Origin of the sequence: Enterococcus sp. DIV0213h, assembly GCF_051711285.1 — a bacterium.
Lineage (GTDB): Bacteria > Bacillota > Bacilli > Lactobacillales > Enterococcaceae > Enterococcus_D > Enterococcus_D casseliflavus.
Genome location: NZ_JBIOMH010000001.1, coordinates 2,570,082 through 2,593,043 on the forward strand (window position 1 = coordinate 2,570,082; position 22,962 = coordinate 2,593,043).

Sequence of the window (22,962 nt, forward strand, 5' to 3'; positions counted from 1 at the left end):
GTCGTGATATTCAAGTACATACGCCACTTTCGACCATAAAAAAAGAGCCGCTGAAGCGACTCTTCGTCATTCCTTTTAAACCTCAAGTAGCTCTTGCTCTTTTTCAGCTGCGATCGCATCGATTTCTTTGATGCTGTTATCTGTAGCAGTTTGCACTTCTTTTTCAGATTCACGCAAATCATCTTCTGTAATATCGCCAGCTTTTTCTTGTTTCTTGTAAGCTTCCATCGCATCACGGCGAATGTTACGGACCGCGATTTTCGCATTTTCAGCTTCTTTTTTCACGTCTTTGGCTAATTCTTTACGACGTTCTTCCGTTAATTGAGGAATCACCAAACGAATGACTGTTCCGTCATTGGCAGGCGTGATACCAATATCACTTTGCATGATAGCTTTTTCTACTTCTTGGATCATTGTTTTGTCAAAAGGTGTGATCATCAAAATTCTTGCTTCTGGAATCGTAATTGAAGCCATTTGGTTCAAGGGTGTTGGTACACCATAGTAAGTAACCATTACGCGGTCTAAGATGCTCGCGTTCGCGCGGCCAGCACGGATTTGTCCTAATTCCCGCTGCAAGTTTTCTGCTGCTTTTTTCATTTTGTCTTTTGCTTCTGTTAAAATTTTGTCAGCCATGTTATTTCCCCCTTACTGTCGTTCCAATATGTTCACCTAAAATGGCGCGGCGAATGTTTCCATGCTCATTCAAGTTGAATACGACTAATGGAATATCGTTGTCCATACTTAATGAACTTGCGGTTGAATCCATTACTTGCAATCCTTTAGAAATGACTTCTAAATGGGTCAATTCTTCAAATTTCACAGCACTTTGGTCCGTTTTAGGATCTGCTGAGTAGACGCCATCAACATTGTTTTTCGCCATCAAAATGACATCAGCGTTGATTTCAGCTGCCCGTAAGGCTGCGGTCGTATCAGTTGAGAAATAAGGGTTTCCGGTTCCGCCTGCAAAAATGACGACCCGCCCTTTTTCTAAGTGACGTTCTGCTCTGCGACGAATATAAGGCTCTGCGATTTGACGCATTTCGATCGAAGTTTGGACACGCGTTGGTACACCAGCATTTTCTAGCGTGTCTTGTAATGCTAAAGCATTCATCACAGTCGCTAACATGCCCATGTAATCAGCTTGTGCTCTTTCCATCCCCATTTGCGCGCCGATTTGTCCACGCCAAATGTTTCCGCCGCCGACCACGATCGCCATCTGTACGCCTAATTCGTGGACTTCCTTGATCTCTTTAACGATCTCTTGGATCGTCGGTGGTTTGATCCCAAAGCCTTCGTCACCCGCTAATGCTTCACCACTTAATTTTAATACAACACGTTGATATTTTGGTTTGCCCATCATGATTCCTCCGTACATTCTCCAATACTATTGTAGCATATTGGTGCTCTTTCGTTGAAAATTATCTACACTATTTCTTTAAAAACCGTTTTTGCTTAAAAAAAGGGAGCGCACTTCCATGCGTTCCCATCTGTTCGAGGAACAGAATTATTTTTTCACTTGGCTCATTACTTCTTCAACGAAGTTGTCTTCGCGTTTTTCGATACCTTCGCCGACTTCAAAGCGGACAAAAGATTTCACAGTTGCGCCTTTTGATGCAACATATTTTTCAACCGTCATATCTGGGTCTTTAACGAATGGTTGGTCAACCAAAGCGATTTCTGCTTTAAATTTCTTCAAGCGTCCTTCAACCATTTTTTCAACGATGTTCGCTGGTTTGCCTTCGTTCAATGCTTGTTCTGTCAAGACTTGTTTTTCATGATCCAATTCTTCTTGAGAGATTTGTGCTTCGTTCACGTAGCGAGGGTTGATCGCTGCAACGTGCATTGCAACATCTTTCGCAACTGATTCGTCAGTTGTTCCTTCAAGAACAGTCAATACAGCAATACGTCCGCCCATGTGTAGGTAACCGCCGAAAGCAGCATTGTCATCTTTTTCAACAACTTCAAAACGACGGAAGCTGATTTTTTCTCCGATTACTTGTGTTGCTTCGATCAACGCAGCATCCATTGTGCCTTTAGAAGTTTCTAATTTTAAAGCAGCATCCATATCAGCTGGTTTGTTTGCTGCGATTACTTCAGCGATTTCTTTTACTAAGTCTTGGAACATTTCGTTTTTAGAAACGAAGTCAGTTTCTGAGTTCACTTCAACGATTGCTGCTGTGTTGCCGTTGATCGCTACAGATGCTAAACCTTCAGCAGCAATACGGTCGTTTTTCTTCGCAGCTTTTGCCATACCTTTTTCACGTAATAAGTCTACGGCTTTTTCGATGTCGCCTTCTACTTCAACTAATGCACGTTTTGCGTCCATCATTCCTACACCAGTCATATCGCGTAATTCTTTTACTAATTTAGCTGTTACTTCTGCCATTTTTTGTTTCCTCCTAAATGTTTTTAAACAAGATTGCTTGTCTTTAAAAAAAGCTGTTTCAAAGGAGAGTGAGGCTTGGCGCCTAGCCTTTGAAACAGCTCCATCATTTATTATTCAGCTGATGCGTTGTCGCCTTCGACAACATCAACGATTTCTTCGATTGAAGTTGCGTTTTCTGTTGATTCAGCAGCAAAATCTTCTTCTGCTACTTGGTCTTCGCCTTGGTTACCTTCGATGAAAGCATCTGCCATTTTCGCAGTGATCAATTTAACGGCACGAATAGCGTCATCATTTGATGGGATAACAACATCGATTTCGTCTGGATCACAGTTTGTATCGACCATAGCTACGATCGGGATATTTAATTTGCGTGCTTCTTGGATTGCGATACGTTCTTTACGTGGGTCAACAACGTACATTACATCTGGAATTCTTGGCATATCAGCGATACCGCCTAAGAATTTTTCAAGACGTTCGCGCTCTTTGTTCAAGCCAACGACTTCTTTTTTAGGAAGAACAGCAAATGTGCCATCTTCTTCCATTTTGTTGATTTGTTTCAAACGAGCAACACGTTTTTGGATTGTTTCCCAGTTTGTCAAAGTTCCACCTAACCAACGATGGTTAACATAGTATTGACCTGAACGGATTGCTTCTTCTTTGATTGCTTCTTGTGCTTGTTTTTTAGTACCTACGAACAATGCAACGCCGCCTTCTTCAGCAACATTTTTCATGTAGTCGTAAGCTGCGTCTACTAATTTCACTGTTTTTTGCAAATCAATGATGTAGATGCCGTTTCTTTCTGTGAAGATATATTTCTTCATTTTTGGGTTCCAGCGACGAGTTTGGTGACCAAAGTGTACGCCGGCTTCTAGTAATTGTTTCATTGAGATTACTGCCATGTTGTGTTTCCTCCAATTTGGTTTTTTTGTTTTCCTCTCTTGCTCTTTTACTCCTTGAAGAACTGAATCGATCAGCACCGCTTCGCAGATGGAACAAGATGTGGGATTGACGTGAAAAACTCACGCCTTAAACAGTATACAGTAGCTAAAAAAGAAATGCAACTGATTCAAATGAAAAACTACGATTCGTGGTCCAGCTTTTTTTTAACGTTCTAATTCTTTTCTTATTATATCTAGGTTTTTTCGGCTTTATCTGCTATGATAAGGCTGACTTAATCAATCATGCTTAAAGGAGTTTACCTATGCGAAAAGCTGATCGCCATTTACTTATTAGACAAATCATTACTGAACATACTGTACGCACGCAAGAAGAATTATTGCAGCAATTGGAAGCCCAAGGCGTCTCCGCCACGCAAGCGACCATCTCTCGCGATATTCGTGATTTGAAAATCGTGAAAGTGCCCGATGAAACAGGTCAGACGAAGTTTGTCATTTTTCAAGGAATGCAATCGTCAGAAGATGAAAAAGAAGAAGAGCAGCGTTTGATACAGATGATCGAAGACGTTGTCACTAAAGTAGATCGTGTGCAATTTATGACGTTGATCCATACCGTTGCGGACAATGCGCCTTTGCTTTCGGCTGCGATCGATGAAGTGACTATGCCAGAAAAAGTTTGCTCGTTGGCGGGCTTTGATACAGTAGCGGTGATTTCCCGCAGCGACGAAGATGCCGAAACTTTTTATCAATTTATCAGAAACCACGCGGTCTTATAAGACACCGAACATGACCTATCTGTATTTTTACTACAAAAAAGCTGTGTCCTTGTCGAAACAAGGACACAGCTTTTTTTGTTACATTTTGTCGGGTGCATGTAAACCAAGCAACCGTAAATCTTCTTTTAATAAGGTCGTTACTGCATAAACTAGAGCCAGACGTGCGTCTTTTTCCGCATCTTCAGCCAAGATTTTCACATTGGCGTAATACTTATTAAAGGCCTGTGCCAATTTGATGGCATGTTTAGCAATGACGGATGGTTCATATTTTTCTGCTGCTTGCAGCACGGTTTCTGGGTAGCGCTGAATCAATTTGATGACTTCCCAGCTCTCAGTATCTGCCAATGACAAACTGCTGACAGCAGCAGGATCAAAGTCGGCTTTTTCAAGAATGCTCATGGCACGGGCATGAGAATATTGCACATAGGGTCCGGTCTCTCCTTCAAAACGGACAACTTCTTCTAGCGTAAAGTCGAAATTATTCAAACGGTCATTTTTCAAGTCGTGGAAAACGACTGCCCCGACACCGACTTGTTTTGCAACTTCTTCTTTGTTTTCAAGGGTTGGGTTCTTTTCAGTGATTTGTTCTTTCGCTGAATCGATCGCTTCATTCAATACTTCTTCTAAAAGAACGATCTTCCCTTTTCGCGTAGATAATTTTTTCCCATCTTTGGTGATCAATCCAAATGGTACGTGGGTCATATCATCTGCCCACTCAAAGCCCATTTCCTTCAAAACAGCTTTTAATTGCTTGAAGTGATAACTTTGCTCATTTCCTACCACGTACAATGATTTGGCAAAATTGTAGGTCCGTTTGCGGTACAATGCAGCAGCCATGTCCCGGGTGATGTAAAGAGTCGCACCATCGGATTTGCGGATCAAGGCTGGATTTAAGTCATACGCAGCCAAATCAACGATCTCTGCCCCTTGGTCTTCTTTCAGCAAGTGTTTTTCCTCTAATAATTCCACGACTTCTGTCATTTTATCATTATAGAAAGCTTCGCCATTCAATGAATCAAAGGAAACTTCCAACATATCATAGATTTTATTGAATTCTTTTAATGATTCATCACGGAACCATTGCCATAAATCCATTGCTTCTTGGTCACCATCTTCGAGTTTCTTGAACCAAGCTCTCGCATCATCTTCTAATTGTTTATCTGTCTCGGCAGCTTCGTGAAAATCAACATACAAACGCAACAGTTCGTTGATTGGTTCCGCTTTGACCGCTTCTTCTGACCCCCATTTTTTATAGGCCACGATCAATTTCCCAAATTGTGTGCCCCAGTCGCCTAAATGGTTGATGCGAATTGGCTGGTAACCGATTTTTTCTAAAATAAAGCCGATCGAGTTACCGATCACAGTGGAACGCAAATGCCCCATTGAGATGGGTTTGGCAATATTTGGTGAAGACATATCGATGGGTACTGCTTGCTGATTGCCGATGGTTTGATCGCCAAAATGATTTTTTTCTTTGAGAACCATCTCTAAGACGTGGGCAGAGATTGCTTTTTTATCCATAAAGAAGTTTAAATATGGACCGACCACTTCAATTTTTTCAAAAGACGCTTGATCGATTTTTTCTGCTAAGTCTGCGGCAATTTGCTGCGGCGCTTTCCGATAGACTTTTGCTAGCGAGAAGGCTGGGAATGCCACATCCCCATGGTCAGCTGACTTTGGATTTTCCAGTAATTGCTGAACTTGTTCGATCGATAGATCTTCTTTTACTACTTGATGGATGGCTTGTGCGACGATTTCTTTGTTATTCATAGTATCCCTCCTATAATGACTGAGCCCATGTTTTGATGAAAAGTTGTTTGAAGCAAGCAAACAGCTGTATGTTTTTCATGCAAGAAATGATTGATAAAAACAAAAAAGCCTCTAGCGCATAACATGCACTAGAGACGAGATTTCCCGCGGTACCACTCTGATTGTCCTTTTCGGACCCACTTTTTTCTGATAACGGCAGAATTCCGTTTGCTTGGCAAATTCTCACAAGTGCGTTTCACAATCTGATCAATTCGGCTTCCACCACCCCGAACTCGCTAACTGATACTCGAATCGCTACTTCTCTTGTTTCATCAAATCAAGGCTATTTACTTCCCAGAAAGTATAGCAAAGAAATGTTTGTTTGGCTAGCGAGATTTTGGCATTTTCAAAAAAAATTATTTTATACTTTAGGAATAAATAGATCTCCAGCAGTCACTGCCATGATCGCTTTGATTGAGTGCAAACGATTTTCGGCTTGATCAAATTGACGGGCATACTTACTGCGAAAGACCTCATCAGTGACTTCCATCTCAGAAATTCCATACGCCTGCGCTGCTTTTTTGCCATACGTGGTCTGATCATCATGAAATGCTGGCAAACAATGCATAAAAATCACTTGATCGTTTTGTGTTTTTTTCATCAACGATTGGTTGACTTGATACGGCAGCAGCTGTTCGATCCGCTCTTGGAATTTTTCTTCTTCACCCATTGATACCCAAACATCGGTATACACGACATCAGCGCCTAGAACACCTTGATCCACATCATCAGTCACCAAAATCTTTGCGCCCGATTGCTTGGCATAGGCTTGTGCCTGTGCGATGATGGTTGCTTCTGGCTGCAAGAATTTCGGAGTGACGACATGAATATTGACCCCTAAAATCGCACTGGTCACTAACAAAGAATTGGCGACATTGTTGCGCCCATCCCCACAGTATGCGATGGTCAAGCCAGTCAACTCACCGAAGTTTTCTTGAATGGTTAAAAAGTCAGCAATCATTTGCGTTGGATGCCATTCATCCGTTAAGCCATTCCAAACAGGTACACCTGAATAGTTGGCCAGATCTTCGACAACCTGTTGACTAAAGCCGCGAAACTCGATCCCGTCGAACATGCGGCCGAATACTTTGGCGGTATCTTCAACAGATTCTTTAGACCCCAACTGAATATCATTGGCCCCTAAAAATTCCGGATGTGCCCCCAGATCCACCGCTGCAACCGTAAAGGCTGCTCGCGTCCGTGTCGAATTCTTTTCAAACAAAAGTGCAATATTTTTTCCTTCTAAGTAGCGATGTGGTTGATTGTTGGCCTTCATCCCTTTCAAGTGCTGGGAAAAATCAATCAAATATTGTAGTTCTTCTTTTGTAAAATCCTTTTCTGCTAAAAAACTGCGTCCTTTAAAAACCGATGTCATTGCATACCCGCCCTTCAATTAACTAATAATTATACATGATAATATCAAATGATGAAATAAAATACAACAAAATCTTCTGTTTACTCATATAGAAACCCAAAAAAAACACCTAAGAACGGATCTTAGGTGCAATCATCTTAAGAAATCGTATGGGCAAAGCTGACACTTGGATCAGCATTCAATGAAAGATCTGCTAAGCGTTGCTTTTTCAACGCAACATGGGCATAAGCTCCAATCATGGCCGCATTATCTCCGCAAAGACGCAACGGTGGAATCAACAATTCCACTTCCGGCAATTCCTGCATCGCTTTTTGTAAAGCGTCACGCAAGCCTTGATTCGCCGCGACTCCCCCAGCAACGATCAGCTGGTTTACAGGATAAGCTTGGCATGCCCGCAACGTTTTGTGAACCAATACTTCGACAACGCTGGCTTGGAAACTAGCTGCTAGATTTTCTACTGACAAAGCTTCCTCTCTTTGCTGTGCATTATGCACAAAATTGATAAAGGAACTCTTTAAGCCGCTGAAACTAAAATCAAAATTATCTTCTTGTATCATTGCTCGAGGAAAGTGATACGTATCACTGCCTAGATGCGCAAGGCGATCAATTTCTTTCCCACTAGGATAAGGCAACCCCAGAACACGACCGACTTTGTCATAGGCTTCACCAGCGGCATCATCTCTCGTTTCACCGATGATCTCAAAAGAGCCATCTTCTGCCATATACACCAATTCGGTGTGTCCACCGCTGACCAATAATGCCATTAAAGGAAAAACCAATGGCTTCACTAGGCGAGCTGCATAAATATGTCCTGCCATGTGATTGACCGGAATCAGCGGTAAACTGTGGGCCCAGGCAAAGGCTTTCGCTGCAGAAAGCCCAATCAACAGTGCCCCAACCAACCCTGGACCATAGGTAACAGCAACAGCTGACAACTCTTCAGGTTGGGTGTCGGCCTGTGTCAACGCTTCTTCGATGCATAAAGTAATCTGTTCGACATGGTGACGACTAGCGACTTCTGGTACGACACCGCCGAAGCGCTGGTGGCTCTTGATCTGCGAAGCAACAATGTTACTTAAAATGGTGTCGCCGTTTTTAATCACTGCCACACTGGTTTCATCACAACTGCTTTCAATGGCTAAAATCAATTCATTCATTTGATTTTTGTCCGCCTACTTTCTTTTCCATAATCAACGCATCCTCTTCTGGATGACTGTAATATTTTTTTCTACGACCGATAACTGTATAACCCATACGTAAATAAAGAGCTTGTGCTTGCAAATTCGACACACGCACTTCAAGATAGATACGCCGACCATCGGTTTGTTCCACGAGCGATTCCATTTGCTTCAACAATTCTTTCGCCAAACCACGACCTTGATACGCTGGTAAAACCGCTACATTAAACAGCTCTGCTTCATCCAGCACTTGCTGAAAACAGAGAAACCCAATCAGCTCTTGATTGGTTTTTCCATAACGGAACAAATAGCGACTGTTGCTGTTTTGCAAATCTTGTTGAAATTGCTGCACATTCCAAGGCGAGCCAAAGGGATAGCTCTGATCTGCCAATGACCAGAGCATTTGCGGTGTCGGGATCGTTTGATCTGCTTGTTCGTTAGTCATTTAAAAATTTCACCATATCCAATGCGTCTTCATTGCCTTCGGTGTAGTACGCCGTTTTGATCGCCTGTGAAACAAACCCGAGGGTCCGATACAAACGTTGCGCATCACGATTGCCCAGGCGAACTTCTAATGTCAAACGGTCACATTTGTTTTTCCTCGCATAACGTTCGATTTCTCCTAGCAAGAAAGAACCGATCCCTTTTCCTTGATAATCAGGAATGATCGCGATATTGGTGATATGGGCATCAGCGCCTAAAATCCGCACCCCGATAAACCCAATCATCCGCTCATTATGCAAGATGCCCAAATAAAGATGTTTGACCCGTGAATAAAGTTCTGACAAAAAGGCGCTCTTAGTCCAAGGCAGTTCCCCAGCATACACGAGACGCTCCACCTGCAGCAGCTCTTTAATGTCATCTCCGACTAATTCACGAACAACGTACGTTTCCCCTCGTATCTCTTTTTTACGCTCTGGGTATTGAATCTGACGGAAAAGAGCCAGCTTTCCCGTCATCGTTTTAAATTTTTTCAACATAGGCATCCACTCCCGGTTCATGCGAGGCTAACCATTTTTCTTCGGCTTCAACTAATTTTAAATAGTCTGGTACAAAATCATGGATCGAAGCGACCGGCGCTTCTTCTTTCGCAATAGCAGCTAAAGCAACGCCATTCGGGTAATTCCATAACGACACTTGATTGATATGGGCTGTCGGCAGTTCCGCCTCGATCATGTCTTTAAATTTGATGGTATCGGCGCCGACAAATAGCACTTCTTGACCATCGACTGCTTTTAACTGGGTCAATAATTCAGACAGTGAGATATGCTGGTCTTTGATCCTTGTTTCTAAGGTCCCATTATGCCATTGGTAGGCACCTGCGTAGACATTTTGACGGCGAGCGTCAAACAACGGCACGATCACTTGCGATACGCCCACACAATTGGCAGCGACTGCTTTCAAACTAGAAACACCAATCAGCGGGATGTTCAATGTTTGCGCCAGCGTTTTTGCTGTTGTGACGCCGATTCGCAAACCTGTATACGAACCAGGACCTTTCGCAACAACGATTTGCTCCAGCTCTTTAGGTGCCATCCCCACCGCTTGCATCAATCCATCAATGGCAGGCATCAATGCTGTGCTGTGGTTTTTGATCGCCATCGTCTGGCTTTGTCCCAACACTTCTTGACCATCGACCACCGCAACCGCCAGTGTCTGGTTTGAGGTATCAATCGCTAATGTTTTCATCTATCTTCTCCCCATTCAAAAAACTCTCTCATATTCTACCATATTCTAATCAAATGCCCAACCAAGTCTCCAAAAAGATGCCTGCGTTTAGAAAAAAAGCAATAGGACAACAATACCCGAACCTTTGAAAAAAGCAAGCACGGCTGCAGCTGCAAACCGACGAGGCTGTTTAAAGGTTCGGGTAAGACGATAGTCATTTTTTTTGTTATTCCATTAAAACTCAGTTGACGTGTGTAACGACATCCTTCGGTGATTCAACTGGTTGCTAGGAGGATTGGCGCGTGATCAGTTCCGTTGCGATCGTAACTTTGCGAGGAACGGGGGCTGCATTCGTAATGATATCCAGCAAGGTCGTCACTGCCAGCTCCCCCAGCCATTCCGTATGAACTTTGATGGTTGACAGCGTCGGAAAGACGTACTTTGCAACACTGACATCGTTGAAGCCGATAATTGCGATCTCCTCAGGAATCTTGATGTTTTTTTCTTGCAAAGCACGCATAGCGCCAATCGCTAAGGCATCACTGGAAGCAAATAAAGCACTTGGCAACTCTTTGTTTTGCTGCAAATACTCTTTCATCGCCTCATAACCGCCCTCTACTGTAAACGGTGCGCTGAGATGATATTGTGGGTGGTGCAGCTTCAACCGACGGAGCCGTTCCTCAAAAATTCGGCGCCGAGGGTCTTCGATTTCTTGGTGATGATCCTTGGTAAACTCAACGCCTGATAACAAGCCGATCCTTTGGTGGCCTTTTGCAATAAAGTCATCGATCACTAAATCCACCGCTTGTTGAAAGTCCACCACCAGGGAATTGACGCCTTGAGCCAATGCGTCAAAATCGACCATCAACAAATTGGCTTGGCTTTTTTTCAATTGTCTAATCTGGTGATCATCGAATTTTCCTAGTGCAATCGTTCCATCGACTGCGGTATCAGTCAATCCTTCGTAGGGTTCTTTCAGCAAACGAATCCCTAATTCTTCGGTTTTGTTTTCAATCCCGATACGGATCGCTAAGTAGTAAAGATCCGCTAATTCTTCCTCGGTATCAAACCATTGGATCAAGCGCATACTACTGGTTTCTGGCTGACTCTTCTTTTTATGTTTTGTGTAATTGAGTGCTTCTGCGGCTTTAAAAATTTTCTCTTTGGTTTCAGAACTGACCGATAATTCTGAATCGTAATTCAGCACCCGTGATACAGTGGCTGGCGAGACGCCAGCCTGTTGTGCAATATCTTTGATCGTTGCCATCTTCCAGCCTCCTTTTTTTGCGGGGAACTTTTTTATAAAGTAGCTATAAAGCGAGCAAAGGCCGCTTGCCCTGTCTGGTCTCGCTTGAAGACACCTGCATGCGTCAATACTTGTGTAAAGACTTCCCCTAATGCATTACGTAAAATCTGCGACACGTTATCGGCATTGCATTCTGGGTGCTGGGCTTTGATCGCATCTGCCCAAGGAATATGGTATGCCGCGATCTGATTGGGCTGATCCAATAGATAAGCAGTCACTTCTTCTAGTTCCGTAGCTAAACGCGGCGGTAAAACTGCCAAGCCCATGACTTCAATCAATCCGATATTTTCTTTTTTGATATGCTGCACTTCTTGATGCGGATGAAAAATGCCGTCAGGATGTTCTTTGGAAACATTATTATCCCGCAAGACTAAGTCCATTTCAAACAGCTCTCCTTGCTTGCGTGCGATCGGTGTCACCGTATGATGAGGCGTTCCATCTTCTGAAAAGGCATTGATCGAAACACTTGGATCTGAGTACTGTTGCCATTGGGCTAACACATATTGGCAAGCGGCGGCTAATTTTTGTTTGTTTTTCGCTTGTAGTCGTATCACCGACATTGGCCACTTCACGATCCCCGCAGCGACATCAGGAAAACCAGTTAAAGAAAAGTGTTGCTCGATCGGCGCTTTTGCCATGGCAAACGTGTGCCGTCCCCCTTGATAATGGTCATGAGACAAGATCGAACCTCCAACGATCGGCAGATCGGCATTGGACCCGACAAAATAATGCGGCATCACTTCAATGATCTGCAACAAGCGAGCGAAGGTTTGCAAATTGATTTTCATAGGACGATGGTCTAAAGAGAGAAAAATCGAATGCTCATTGTAGTAGGCATAGGGCGAATATTGAAAGCCCCATGCTTCATTATCCAAATTCATACGGATGATCCGATGGTTGGTCCGCGCTGGATAATTGACTCGTCCTTGGTAGCCTTCATTTTCCAAACACAACAGACATTTCGGATAATCTACAGAAGCAGCAGCTCCTTCTTTCGCTATTTGCTTGGGATCTTTTTCAGGTTTTGATAAATTGATCGTGATCTCGATCTCCCCATATTCGGTATCAACTGGGAACACGATATTCTTTGCGATGGCCCGAGTCTTGATGTAATCATTTTGACGGCACAGCTCAAAGAAATAATCCGTCGCTTCTTTAGGATCATTGGCATAATGCTGCGCAAAAAAAGCATTGACTACTGAAGGCGGTGGCGTCAAAAAGTCCATCAACTGTGCTTCAAAGATTTCTCTTTCTGCGTGAGAATCGCCAATTTGCTGATTGCTCAAAGCGCATGCCACCAGCTCGTCCATCAAATCAATGGAGGACCGATCGACAGAACGAATTTCGCTGGGCTCAAAAACAGCTTCCCCGATCATGGCTAGTACTCGGTTTTGCAAATAAATACGATCCATTTCCATCCAGCCGCCAGCCTTGATTGCTAAAGTGACGAAATCGCTGATTGTTTGGCTGATCGTCATTGGTTATTCCTCCTGCCCTTGATACCCATTTGGATGGCTGACATGCCAATTCCAAGCAGTCTCGATGATTGCTTCGACGTCGGTATAGACTGGTTTCCAGCCTAAAACCTTTCGTGCTTTTTCACTCGATGCCACTAAGGTACTTGGATCACCGGCACGGCGAGGCGCCACTCTGGCTGGGATCTCTTTTTTCGTTACATTGCGAGCAGCTTCCACCATTTCTTTCACAGAGTACCCATGATTGCTGCCTAGATTGAAGACATTGCTCTCATTGCCTTTTTGTAAATATTCTAATGCCAACAGGTGAGCAGCGATCAGATCTTCAACATGGACATAATCGCGGACACAAGTACCATCTGGAGTATCGTAATCCTCCCCAAAAATCGCTACCTCTTTGCGTTGTCCTAAAGCAGCTTGCAAGATGATCGGTACTAAGTGTGTTTCTGGATCATGGTCTTCACCGATCGAAGCATCCGACTTTGCGCCAGCCACATTGAAATAACGCAATGCGACATACTTCATTCCATAAGCTTCATCGCACCAACGCATCATTTTTTCCATGATCAACTTGCTTTCGCCATATGGATTTTTAGGATTTGTTGGGGTTTCTTCCGTGATTGGACTATGGTCAGGTTCCCCATAAGTTGCTGCTGTAGAGGAAAAGACGATATGTTTCACTTGATGTTCCTTCATCACTTCTAAGAGGACCTGCATCCCATACACATTATTGTTGAAATACTTCAATGGTTTTTCCACAGATTCTCCCACCAAAGAGCTGGCAGCAAAGTGAATCACGCCATCAATCGTTTCTTTTTCAAATACCGATTGTAAAAATGCTTTGTCGCGAATATCTCCTTCATAAAAGGTTGCTGCTGGATGGATCGCTTGGCGATGTCCTGTCAGCAAATTGTCAACGACAACGACTTGTTTTCCTTGTTCGATCAATTGATCGACTGCATGAGAACCGATATAGCCGGCTCCTCCTAATACTAAAATCGCCATATTTTCAGCCTTCTTTCTTCATTCCTTCATCGTTTCTTATTCTACAGTTTTCGTGCACCATCATCAATACTTGCTTGATAAATGTCGGTTGCGTAGCCGATTTCTGCTAAATAGGCTGCTTTGACTGACGCTTCGAAATCAGCCCATTCACTTGCTTTGACCAATGCGATCCCGCAACCGCCAAAGCCCGCACCAGTCATCCGCGCACCTAGAACAGCAGGGTGCGCTTGAGCGGCTGCGACTAGTGTATCTAGTTCATGCCCTGTCACTTCATAATCATCTCGCAATGAAGCATGGGAGGCATTTAATAACTGGCCGAATTCTTCAAGATCACCAGCAGTCAAAGCAGCTTTTGCTTTCAATGTCCGTTGGTTTTCCGTCACCGCATGTTTCGCCCGTTTGATCAAGCGTGGATCATCGATCAATGCTGTATTTGCAAAAAAGGTTGCTTCGTCTAATGCGCCCAATGAATCAATGGCTAATGATTTTTGCAAACGAGCCAATGCTTCTTCACATTCTGCACGTCGTTCATTGTACTTAGAATCAGCCAATTCGCGTCGCTTATTGGTATTCATGATCGCTACGACATAATCGCCAAATGCCGCTGGTACGACTTCATAATTTAACGTGTTCGTATCTAAAAGCAATGCATGGTCTTTTTGGCCCATTCCGATTGCAAATTGATCCATGATCCCTGAGTTAACGCCAATAAACTCATTTTCGACTTTTTTGCCGATTTTAACTAAGTCCAAGGTCGTCAGGGTTAAATCAAAGAGATCTTTTAGACAAACTCCCGTCAGCAATTCAATCGATGCCGAAGAAGAAAGACCTGCGCCATTCGGAATGTTGCCATAAAAAGCGAGGTCAAAGCCTCGATCGATCACTTGCCCCGCTTCTTTTAGGAAACGAACGACTCCTTTCGGATAGTTTGTCCAATCGTCTTCTTTTCGGTAATCCAGCTCATCTAACGAAAAGGAGATCACGCCTTTTTCTGGAAAGTTCTCTGAATAAAGTTGGATCAACTGGTCTTCACGTTTTCGCGCTACTGCATACGTCCCTAATGTGATCGCCGCCGGGAAAACATAACCGCCATTGTAATCCGTGTGTTCACCGATCAAGTTGATTCTCCCTGGTGCAAAATACATGCCTGTGCCTTCTGTTCCAAATTTATCAATAAATATCTGTTGCAATTGCTCCATTTCTCTCACTCCCACTTTCTTTTTAGTAAACTTATTGTAAAATATTTACTAAATTATTTCAAGCGTTTTCAATCCCAAAAGTGATTTTTTTTGATATTTTTTCCGTTTTCATTCATAATGAACCTATAACTAAAGGCGAGGTGTTTAATGATGAAACGATTTCTTTCAGGATTTTTAGTAGGAACAGTCGCAACGGTTGCTGCAGCTGCAAGTGTTGTTATGACGGTCAAGAAACAAGTGATTGATCCAATTGATGAACAACAAGCGGATCATGATGAAAAACGGAAACGTGCGATGCGTAAAAGCGTTGCCCGTTAATCATTTGCTACAAAAGAGCCGTCAGCCTTCAATAGGCTGGCGGCTCTTTTAGGTAATCATTCTTCCTTCTCCAGTAAGTCCTGCAAAATCACGGCTTGATTTTGTTCTTCATTTTTCGCTCCGTATAGTAAGGTAACGGTCTCTTGTTCAGCAACCAACGCGTTTAACTGTGCCAGGGCAACTTTTGCGGGCGCTTTCTCTAATTCTTGTAGATAGCGGTCTTTAAACGCATCAAAACGTTCAGGATCATGCCCAAACCATTTGCGCAATTCAGTACTTGGTGCGACTGCTTTGAGCCATAGATCGATCTGAGCTGTTTCCTTTTTCATCCCTCTAGGCCAGATGCGATCCACCAATACCCGATAGCCATCTGTCGTTTCCGCCGCTTCATAAATTCTTTTTCGCTTGATCAACGCACACTCTCCTTATTGATAGACCTAAGTTCAAATAAAGGCAAAAGCCCACAATGTAAATTGAACAATGACTTACTTGAAACACGCCGTTTGGTGTTTCGTCACTCATTCAAATTTGCTTGTGTTCTTTTGCCTTGAGTTCTCTGTTTTATAAACTATTTTTCTTTTTCGTCTTGCCGCTCCAGCCTTCATATCCTTCTTTTAGGATATAGACATTGGTAAAGCCTTCTTTACGTAATTTATTCGCTGCGCGAATACTCAACGATTTACGCGTGTCATATAAGTAGATCGGTTGATCTTTACGAAATGCGCTGAAGGAATTCGTCAAAACAGTAAAAGGAATATTACGCGCCCCTAAAATATGTCCACTGTCAAACTCATTTTTTTCCCGAACATCGATCACTTGGGCTTTCTTCATTCCTGCTTTGAATTCATCTTCTGAGATGATCGTTGCTGAACGGCGTCCCATGATTTGAAAATACGCCCAGTTCAAAGCGATTGCTAAGATGATTAATCCCAAAACCAAGTTTAGCCACATAATTGGTGTCATTTCTTCTATTCCTCTCTATTGTAACAATCATTCTTTTTTTGATTTATGCTGCTTGAATGTATCATTGCCTAGCAGCTTGGCATCTAAGCTTTTGCTGCAAATTGCAAAGCTAATGATGCTGCCCCGATCACACCGGCATCATTCCCAAGTTCTGCCAATTTGATTTCGGTACTTTCCGTTACCTGTGGGAAGGTAAACTGAGCAAAGTAGGCAGCAACCCGTTCACGTAAAAATTCACCGGCTGCTGATACGCCTCCACCTAAAACGATACTTGATGGATTTAATGTGTTTCCTAAATTTCCGCATGCCAACCCAAGGTAGAAGCACACTTTATCAACGACCATCAAGCCAAATGGATCGTTTGCTTGAGCCGCTTCAAAAATATCTTTACTTGAAACATCTTCCCCATTGTCCAGCTGCTGTTTCAATGCCGAATCGCCAGCATATTCTTCTGCCAACTGTCGAGCAACTCGCACAACACCCGTCGCACTAGAAACCGTTTCTAAACAACCACGTTTGCCGCAAGTACATTCAAACCCTTCAGGATCAACAGTGATATGACCGATTTCTCCAGCACAACCAGCAACCCCATGAAGCAATTGCCCTTCCATGATGATACCGCCGCCAACACCTGTACCTAGTGTGATAAAGATGACATCAGGATTGTTATCCCCTGCCCCTTTCCAGCGCTCACCTAAAGCTGCTACATTGGCATCGTTATCGATGGCGAAGGGGATTTTTGTGCCTTTTTCAATCAGTTCTTTGACTGGCTGAAGTGTTTTCCAGTTCAGATTGTAGGCACCGATGACGGTTCCTTTGTCACGATCGACACTTCCTGGTGTCCCCATACCAATACCGATAAATGCTTCTGGCTGTAAGCCATATAATTCTAGGCGATGATTGATCGATGCCACGATTTCTGGCACAATATGTGAGCCTTCATCAAGAATATTGGTGTCAATACTCCATTTTTGCTGAATCTCGCCTTCGCTCGTTAAAATAGCGAATTTCACCGTTGTTCCGCCTAAATCAATTCCGATGATTTTTTTGTCCATCACTTGTTTTCCTCCCGGCTTTCTTCAATTCGATGCTCCCGCGTAAGAATTCGCCGGGCAGTCAGATATACATCCCGATCTATCAAGCGACTGTCATAAAAGTTTTTCAGCTCGATTTGCATCAGTTCTATATCGTAGATCCGCTTGCCGACATATACGTAAACACCAAATTGTTTCAGTAATTGTTGTACGTCATATAACGTTTCCATTTAACCACTTCCTGCTTATTATACAAGTAATTAATATTTTTTAAAACCATATATCACAAAAATAGCCAATAAGAAAACAAAGAGTACGCCAGAGAGGATTCTGGTGTGGATCGAATATTTTCCGTAGTTCTTTGGCAATGCCAAAAGATTCCCTAGTAATAACCCACCGAGGATCCCCCCAATGTGTCCCCACATATCGATTGTTTGATCAAACACACCAAAAACCAGGTTCAATCCAACGAATAGGGCAAATTGCCGTACCATTGCTTGGATGCGGTAATCATTTCTAAAATGCCAACCTAAAATCAAAAATGCCCCGAAAAGTCCGAATAAAGAAGTACTCGCGCCTGCTGATTGAACCCCTATTTGGTTGAAGGAAAAACTCATGGTATTGCCCATGATGCCGCTTAGCAAATACAAGGCAAAAAAACGGCTATGACCATAGATGGCTTCTACTTGCTGCCCCATATAATACAGAATCACAGAATTGATCGCAAAATGAGCCAAACCGAAATGTAGAAAGATCGGGGTAACGAAACGCCAATATTCATTTAAATAAACGACAAACGGACCAAACATCACCCCGCCTGATTGAATAGAGGGACTAAAATAACCTAAGATAAACACAATTGTTTGGATAGCTAAAAACAGATACGTGAAGACCGGCTGATTCAGCCATCTTTTCATTTGAGAATTCATTGACGTGCTCCTTTACGTGCGAATAAGAGAATCCGTATAGATTTTATCGATTGGGATGTCGAATACATCTGGTGTCCATTGATCGTTGAATTGCTCTCCGAAGACCAAAGAAACGGTCTTGCCATCGAAAGCTGACAAGAAACGATCATAATAGCCGCCGCCAAAGCCGATGCGATAGCCGTTTTTAGAAAACGCCAAACCGGGAACAATCAGCAAATCCAAGTGATGGGCTTCTTGCTCACTGATCGGCTCTTCAACCCCAAATGCCGACGCTTCATAACGCGTTGTCGGCTCCACATGATAAAACTGCAATTTTTTCTGTTGTGCTTTCGGCACTGCGATTCGTTTGTTTTGTTCAAATCCTTTAGCAAAAATAGCCGCTGTGTCAAATTCAAATGGCAAAGAACGGATCACACCTACTGACTCAGCTGTTTGCCAAATCTGAGAAGAAAACAGCAACTGCAAAATCACCGTTTCTTTCTGCTGCTTTTGTTTGATTGGCATTTGTTTTAATGTTTGGATCATGTGCTCTCTAATGACTGGTTTTTCCATTGGATCACTCCTCTCAGAAATAGTACCAAAAACTGTGTCCAAATAGCAAACTAGAATCGCAGATTTCTTGACAAGATCATGACTAGTTGCTCATCCTTCTTTACGTCGGATCAGCAAAAAGACAAAGTATGGTGCCCCTACGATAGAAATGATGATACCAGCTGGGATCTCGCCGCTTGTCAATAGCAAACGACCGATCGTATCACTGACTAAGACTAGCAGACTGCCGATCATTCCCGCTAAGAAAAAGGCACTGCGAGATTCTCTGCCGATGAGTCCCTTAGCGATATGAGGCGCCAATAAGCCCACAAAGGCTAAATTACCAGTATAGCCAACCGTACTGGCAGCCAAACCAACCGCGATCACTAAAAACCACGTCCGCAAACGGGTCAAAGAAACCCCTAAGCTAATTGCCTGCTCCTCGCCAAAGCCAAGTAAGTTAAGCCTTGGTACGGTCCAGAAAGCTGCGACAGACAATACGATGACCCAAGGAAGCAGACTGGTGATTTGCTGCCAAGAAGTACCCCAAATCGAACCAGAAAGCCACGCTGTTACAAAGCGATAGCGGTCTTTTGATAAGTCCACCGTAAAGAGTAAGGTAGCCGCCGCCAGCCCTGCATTGACGGCGATTCCCGCCAGCAGTACTCGCTCCATCGATAACAATTGGCGGTGCTTATAGGCAATCAAATAGACCAGTACAGCAGCTAATAAACCACCGATGATCCCAACGACAGGCAAAAGCTGCGATCCTTGGGTATAAAAACCTAAGTAGATCATCACAAAGAGCCCTGCCCCATTGTTGATTCCTACGATACTTGCATCAGCCAACTCATTTCTCGTTACTCCTTGCAAGACAAACCCAGAAAAACCAAAGGCACCACCAGCGATCAGCGCTAGACAAGCCCGTGGTAGTCGAAACTCAGTAAACGTCAGTACTTGACTCGAAGATGCCGTTCCTTGAAAGATTGCCCCTAATGCCTGAAAGGATAAAATTGTTTTTCCCACCATGACACTTCCTAAAAAAGCGACCATCAGCAGTAGAAAAAAAACAGAGAGTGTTTTTTTCATCAGCCTTCCCTCCGTATCTTGGTCAATAGAAAAGGCACACCAATCAATGCCATCAGTATCCCAAAAGGTGTCTCAAAGGGCGGATTGATCAGGCGGCCAGCCAGATCAGCGGCCATCACCAGTGTTCCTCCTCCAAGAATCGTCAAAGGCAAAATCAGTTGATAGTTTTTGCCCACCATTCCCCGCACGACATGAGGAACCATTAAGCCGACAAAACTGACCGGTCCAACAAGCGAAACCGCCATTCCCGCCAAAACTACGACTAACAGTAAGGCAGATGCCCGAATCAGATGCGGGTGCTTGCCTAATGAAATGACGGTGTCATCTCCTAGCGCTAACAGATTCAACGCTTTTCCTAGACGTAGCACAAAAACGATGGCAATCAGATAGATGGGGCCCACAAAACGCAGTTGCTGCCAAGTCACATTTGCGGCACCACCGATAAACCAAAAGGCTAGCTCTTGATTTAAATCAAATTGCAGTGACAGGGTCTGACTGATGGCTGAGAAAAAAGAACTTAGTGCCACACCAGCCAAAATCAAACCTGTAGGTGACATACCCAATTTGGCATAGCGAGTCAATAAAAAAAGCAGCGCAGTTGCCGCAAAGGCACCAAAAAACGAAAATAGCGCCGCTTGTCTCGGTTGAATACTAGGAAATAGGATAAATGCGATCGCTAATCCCATCGCAGCCCCACTGTTGACACCTAAAAGACCGCCATCTGCCAGAGCGTTTTTCGTAATTCCCTGCATGATAGCTCCCGTAACAGCAAAACAACTTCCTACTAGAAAAGCAGCCAACACACGGGGCAATCGAATATTGCGCAAGACTTGATGCAGCTGATTCTCATAATCAAAAGCAAAGATAGCATCCCAGATCGTTTCAAAGGAAAGGTCTGCAGCGCCTTGGGTGATCGCCAAAAAGAAACAGATAATAAAGCAGCCGCTAAAAAGCAGCAGCAACCAAGAAAACTTTTTCATGCTTGGGCTCCTAACTCATAGGTCAAGACCAATGGCTTTGTGCTATTAGGAAAGGTTCCTAACATGGCGTCGATCTCAAACAAACGCTGTAGCCACTCTTTGGTCAGCACTGTTTCTGGTGTACCAGAGACCAACAGTTCTCCACCTTTTAATGCATAAATATAATCAGAAAAACGTGAGGCATGATTCAGGTCATGAATCGACATAATGATCGTTTTTCCGTAGGTTTTATTGATTTGCTGTAATAAGAGCAAAATTTCTAATTGATGCGCTGGATCTAAAAAGGTCGTTGGTTCATCTAAAATCACGATATCCGTATCTTGCGCAAGTGCCATGGCGATCCAAACGCGCTGTTTTTGTCCCCCTGACAGCGTGCTGATCGTTTCATCTGCTAGTGCTGTCAAACCCGTTGCCTGCAAGGACCAGTCGATCGCCGCAAGATCTTGTTCCGATAAACTATTTAGTCCTTTTTGATAGGGAAAACGACCATAAGAAACAATTTCGCGAATCGTCAAGCCAATCGATGAATCGCTAACTTGTGAGAGCAGCGCAATCTTTTTTGCTACTTCTTTGGTTTTGATGTTTTGCAGGTTTTGTGCATCTAAGAGGACCTCACCAGACAATGGCTGTAAAATTCGGGCAAGTGCCTTTAAAAACGTCGATTTCCCACTGCCGTTCGGACCAATCAAGCCGATGATTTTCCCTTCTGGCATCTCAATTGTTAGATTTTGCACAATTTTTTGTTTTTGATAGCCGACACTCAAGTCAACTGTTCGTAATTTCGCCATATTCGTCCCCAAAATAAATGATTGATAATGCTTATCAATTATGAATGTAATCCTACTATTCGTCAATAGTTCTAAAAAAAGGAAATAAAAAAATAAGATTGACAAAGGCGCGTTTCTTCGTGATAATAGCTATCAGCAAATGAGAACTATTCTCAATTAAAACAATAAGTGCTCAACATGTAACAAAGGAGGAAGTGTTTCTATGAAACAATGGTCAAAAAGAAGTACTTGGCTTACCCTGCTAGCTGCCTGCTCCCTTACCCTACTGGGTGCTTGCAGCACGAATAATGACTCAACGGATAGCAGTGGATCAGCCACTACTTCTTCAGAAATAGCAACAACCTTTACCGATGCGATGGGAAATGAAGTCACTGTTCCCGAAAACCCACAGCGGGTGATTGGTAGTTATTTGGAAGATTATTTGGTCGCTTTAGGGGTAACACCGGTTGCTCAATGGACCGTCGGCAATGACAGTGATCAAGCATACTTGCAAGACAAACTGGCGGAGGTTCCAAGGATCAACTACGATCTGCCCTTTGAAGATGTCTTGAGCTTTGAGCCAGACCTGTTGCTGATGGATAGCAATTCCATGGTGGAAGGCGACAAATATGATCAATACAGTAAAATCGCGCCGACCTATGTGGTCACAAATGGCGAAGACGTGACTTGGCGGGAACGTCTGACAGATATCGCAAAGGTGTTACACAAAGAAGAGCAAGCTGCCCAAGTAGAAGCTGATTATGATGAATTAGTCGCTGCTACCAAGGAAACGTACGCTGATCAAATCCAAGGCAAGTCGATCGCTGTATTATGGGTGGTCAATAACTCTGTCTTCATGGTTTCAGAAACAAAATCAAGCGGTCAGCTGCTGTATCACGAACTCGGTTTTAAAGTTCCCTCACTGGTTTCGGAAATCAGTGAAAGTGCCACTGCTGACTGGTCTGCCGTTTCTCTGGAAAAATTAGCAGAATTGGATGCCGATTACTTGATTTTAGTGAATAGTGATAAAGGCGCTGATTTTTTCAGCGAACAAGTCTGGCAAAATCTTGATGCAGTCAAAAACAATCGTTTATGGGAATTCGGCCCTGAATCAAGCTGGCTCTACAACGGTCCGATCGCCTATACCAAAATGATCGAAGATATCCAGAGCAAATTGGACTAATGCGTTTCAAGAAATTCGTCAAGTAAAACTACTTAACAAATTTCAGGAAAAAGCTAGCATTCCCTCACGAAACATGCTATTATATTTTAGTCTGA

General features: G+C 43.4%; 26 protein-coding genes and 1 other annotated feature. Of the genes, 3 read left to right on the forward strand and 23 right to left on the reverse strand.

What is annotated here, in order from left to right; translation table 11 throughout:
* Positions 1–75 precede the first annotated feature (75 nt).
* The 4 genes from frr to rpsB all read right to left on the reverse strand — a co-directional run bounded on the left by frr (position 76) and on the right by rpsB (position 3,285).
* Complete coding sequence (frr, locus tag IGI77_RS11785) at positions 76–633, reverse strand: ribosome recycling factor (protein WP_005229434.1); 558 nt, start codon at positions 631–633, stop codon at positions 76–78.
* Between the two features lies 1 nt (position 634).
* The gene (gene pyrH / locus IGI77_RS11790; RefSeq protein WP_005229433.1) at positions 635–1,357 is read right to left on the reverse strand and encodes a UMP kinase; all 723 of its coding nucleotides are present in this window, start codon (positions 1,355–1,357) and stop codon (positions 635–637) included.
* A 147-nt stretch (positions 1,358–1,504) separates the two neighbouring features.
* Positions 1,505–2,386 (reverse strand): translation elongation factor Ts, encoded by an 882-nt coding sequence (tsf, locus tag IGI77_RS11795; protein ID WP_005229432.1) that lies wholly within the window; start codon positions 2,384–2,386, stop codon positions 1,505–1,507.
* Between the two features lie 110 nt (positions 2,387–2,496).
* Positions 2,497–3,285, reverse strand: a complete 789-nt coding sequence (rpsB, locus tag IGI77_RS11800; protein ID WP_005229426.1) for a 30S ribosomal protein S2 — start codon at positions 3,283–3,285, stop codon at positions 2,497–2,499.
* A 302-nt stretch (positions 3,286–3,587) separates the two neighbouring features.
* Here rpsB and IGI77_RS11805 point away from each other — a divergent pair, with 302 nt between their 5' ends.
* Positions 3,588–4,058 carry an arginine repressor gene (locus tag IGI77_RS11805; RefSeq protein ID WP_005229424.1) on the forward strand — a complete coding sequence of 157 codons (471 nt, stop codon included), beginning with the start codon at positions 3,588–3,590 and terminating at the stop codon, positions 4,056–4,058.
* 78 nt (positions 4,059–4,136) lie between these two features.
* Here the strand turns inward: IGI77_RS11805 and argS are convergent, their stop codons facing one another.
* From argS to IGI77_RS11855, 10 genes are all read right to left on the reverse strand, one after another.
* The gene (gene argS, locus IGI77_RS11810) at positions 4,137–5,828 is read right to left on the reverse strand and encodes an arginine--tRNA ligase (RefSeq protein WP_005229423.1); all 1,692 of its coding nucleotides are present in this window, start codon (positions 5,826–5,828) and stop codon (positions 4,137–4,139) included.
* A gap of 127 nt (positions 5,829–5,955) precedes the next feature.
* Positions 5,956–6,149 (reverse strand) — a binding site (T-box leader).
* A 79-nt stretch (positions 6,150–6,228) separates the two neighbouring features.
* The gene (gene argF, locus IGI77_RS11815) at positions 6,229–7,242 is read right to left on the reverse strand and encodes an ornithine carbamoyltransferase (RefSeq protein WP_438770131.1); all 1,014 of its coding nucleotides are present in this window, start codon (positions 7,240–7,242) and stop codon (positions 6,229–6,231) included.
* A 137-nt stretch (positions 7,243–7,379) separates the two neighbouring features.
* The gene (gene tsaD / locus IGI77_RS11820; protein WP_015510054.1) at positions 7,380–8,399 is read right to left on the reverse strand and encodes a tRNA (adenosine(37)-N6)-threonylcarbamoyltransferase complex transferase subunit TsaD; all 1,020 of its coding nucleotides are present in this window, start codon (positions 8,397–8,399) and stop codon (positions 7,380–7,382) included.
* Positions 8,392–8,865 (reverse strand): ribosomal protein S18-alanine N-acetyltransferase, encoded by a 474-nt coding sequence (gene rimI / locus IGI77_RS11825; RefSeq protein WP_005229417.1) that lies wholly within the window; start codon positions 8,863–8,865, stop codon positions 8,392–8,394. Before rimI (IGI77_RS11825) ends, tsaD begins: the two co-directional genes overlap by 8 nt.
* Positions 8,858–9,400: a ribosomal protein S18-alanine N-acetyltransferase gene (gene rimI / locus IGI77_RS11830; protein ID WP_005237007.1), complete on the reverse strand. Its 543-nt coding sequence runs from the start codon at positions 9,398–9,400 to the stop codon at positions 8,858–8,860. Before rimI (IGI77_RS11830) ends, rimI (IGI77_RS11825) begins: the two co-directional genes overlap by 8 nt.
* Positions 9,384–10,109: a tRNA (adenosine(37)-N6)-threonylcarbamoyltransferase complex dimerization subunit type 1 TsaB gene (gene tsaB, locus IGI77_RS11835; protein WP_438770132.1), complete on the reverse strand. Its 726-nt coding sequence runs from the start codon at positions 10,107–10,109 to the stop codon at positions 9,384–9,386. The genes rimI (IGI77_RS11830) and tsaB overlap by 17 nt, the downstream gene beginning before the upstream one ends.
* A gap of 265 nt (positions 10,110–10,374) precedes the next feature.
* Entirely contained in the window at positions 10,375–11,355 is a 981-nt protein-coding gene (locus IGI77_RS11840; protein ID WP_005229404.1) for a LacI family DNA-binding transcriptional regulator, read from the reverse strand.
* A 32-nt stretch (positions 11,356–11,387) separates the two neighbouring features.
* Positions 11,388–12,872 carry a UDP-glucose--hexose-1-phosphate uridylyltransferase gene (gene galT, locus IGI77_RS11845; protein WP_325816504.1) on the reverse strand — a complete coding sequence of 495 codons (1,485 nt, stop codon included), beginning with the start codon at positions 12,870–12,872 and terminating at the stop codon, positions 11,388–11,390.
* A gap of 3 nt (positions 12,873–12,875) precedes the next feature.
* Positions 12,876–13,874 (reverse strand): UDP-glucose 4-epimerase GalE, encoded by a 999-nt coding sequence (gene galE / locus IGI77_RS11850; RefSeq protein ID WP_005229400.1) that lies wholly within the window; start codon positions 13,872–13,874, stop codon positions 12,876–12,878.
* A 41-nt stretch (positions 13,875–13,915) separates the two neighbouring features.
* The gene (locus tag IGI77_RS11855) at positions 13,916–15,073 is read right to left on the reverse strand and encodes a galactokinase (RefSeq protein WP_438770133.1); all 1,158 of its coding nucleotides are present in this window, start codon (positions 15,071–15,073) and stop codon (positions 13,916–13,918) included.
* A 150-nt stretch (positions 15,074–15,223) separates the two neighbouring features.
* Between IGI77_RS11855 and IGI77_RS11860 the strand changes: the two genes are divergently transcribed.
* Positions 15,224–15,391 carry a DUF3042 family protein gene (locus tag IGI77_RS11860; RefSeq protein WP_017144401.1) on the forward strand — a complete coding sequence of 56 codons (168 nt, stop codon included), beginning with the start codon at positions 15,224–15,226 and terminating at the stop codon, positions 15,389–15,391.
* Between the two features lie 56 nt (positions 15,392–15,447).
* Here the strand turns inward: IGI77_RS11860 and IGI77_RS11865 are convergent, their stop codons facing one another.
* The 9 genes from IGI77_RS11865 to IGI77_RS11905 all read right to left on the reverse strand — a co-directional run bounded on the left by IGI77_RS11865 (position 15,448) and on the right by IGI77_RS11905 (position 21,705).
* The gene (locus IGI77_RS11865; protein WP_016610725.1) at positions 15,448–15,804 is read right to left on the reverse strand and encodes a DUF488 domain-containing protein; all 357 of its coding nucleotides are present in this window, start codon (positions 15,802–15,804) and stop codon (positions 15,448–15,450) included.
* A gap of 148 nt (positions 15,805–15,952) precedes the next feature.
* On the reverse strand, positions 15,953–16,354 hold the full coding sequence (locus IGI77_RS11870) for a rhodanese-like domain-containing protein (protein ID WP_005229396.1): 402 nt from the start codon (positions 16,352–16,354) through the stop codon (positions 15,953–15,955).
* 83 nt (positions 16,355–16,437) lie between these two features.
* Positions 16,438–17,409 (reverse strand): ROK family glucokinase, encoded by a 972-nt coding sequence (locus tag IGI77_RS11875; RefSeq protein WP_005229395.1) that lies wholly within the window; start codon positions 17,407–17,409, stop codon positions 16,438–16,440.
* Positions 17,409–17,618: a YqgQ family protein gene (locus tag IGI77_RS11880; RefSeq protein WP_005229394.1), complete on the reverse strand. Its 210-nt coding sequence runs from the start codon at positions 17,616–17,618 to the stop codon at positions 17,409–17,411. Before IGI77_RS11880 ends, IGI77_RS11875 begins: the two co-directional genes overlap by 1 nt.
* A 30-nt stretch (positions 17,619–17,648) precedes the next feature.
* Positions 17,649–18,317: a rhomboid family intramembrane serine protease gene (locus tag IGI77_RS11885; protein ID WP_438770134.1), complete on the reverse strand. Its 669-nt coding sequence runs from the start codon at positions 18,315–18,317 to the stop codon at positions 17,649–17,651.
* Between the two features lie 12 nt (positions 18,318–18,329).
* On the reverse strand, positions 18,330–18,869 hold the full coding sequence (locus IGI77_RS11890; RefSeq protein WP_005229392.1) for a 5-formyltetrahydrofolate cyclo-ligase: 540 nt from the start codon (positions 18,867–18,869) through the stop codon (positions 18,330–18,332).
* A gap of 90 nt (positions 18,870–18,959) precedes the next feature.
* Complete coding sequence (locus tag IGI77_RS11895; RefSeq protein WP_438770135.1) at positions 18,960–19,937, reverse strand: FecCD family ABC transporter permease; 978 nt, start codon at positions 19,935–19,937, stop codon at positions 18,960–18,962.
* Positions 19,937–20,917 (reverse strand): FecCD family ABC transporter permease, encoded by a 981-nt coding sequence (locus IGI77_RS11900; RefSeq protein ID WP_438770136.1) that lies wholly within the window; start codon positions 20,915–20,917, stop codon positions 19,937–19,939. The genes IGI77_RS11895 and IGI77_RS11900 overlap by 1 nt, the downstream gene beginning before the upstream one ends.
* Positions 20,914–21,705: an ABC transporter ATP-binding protein gene (locus tag IGI77_RS11905; RefSeq protein WP_015510060.1), complete on the reverse strand. Its 792-nt coding sequence runs from the start codon at positions 21,703–21,705 to the stop codon at positions 20,914–20,916. Before IGI77_RS11905 ends, IGI77_RS11900 begins: the two co-directional genes overlap by 4 nt.
* 202 nt (positions 21,706–21,907) lie before the next feature.
* On the opposite strand from IGI77_RS11905, the gene IGI77_RS11910 reads away from it, so the two are divergent.
* A complete protein-coding gene (locus IGI77_RS11910) occupies positions 21,908–22,867 on the forward strand; it encodes an ABC transporter substrate-binding protein (RefSeq protein WP_016610721.1) in 960 nt (319 codons plus the stop codon).
* Positions 22,868–22,962 lie beyond the last annotated feature (95 nt).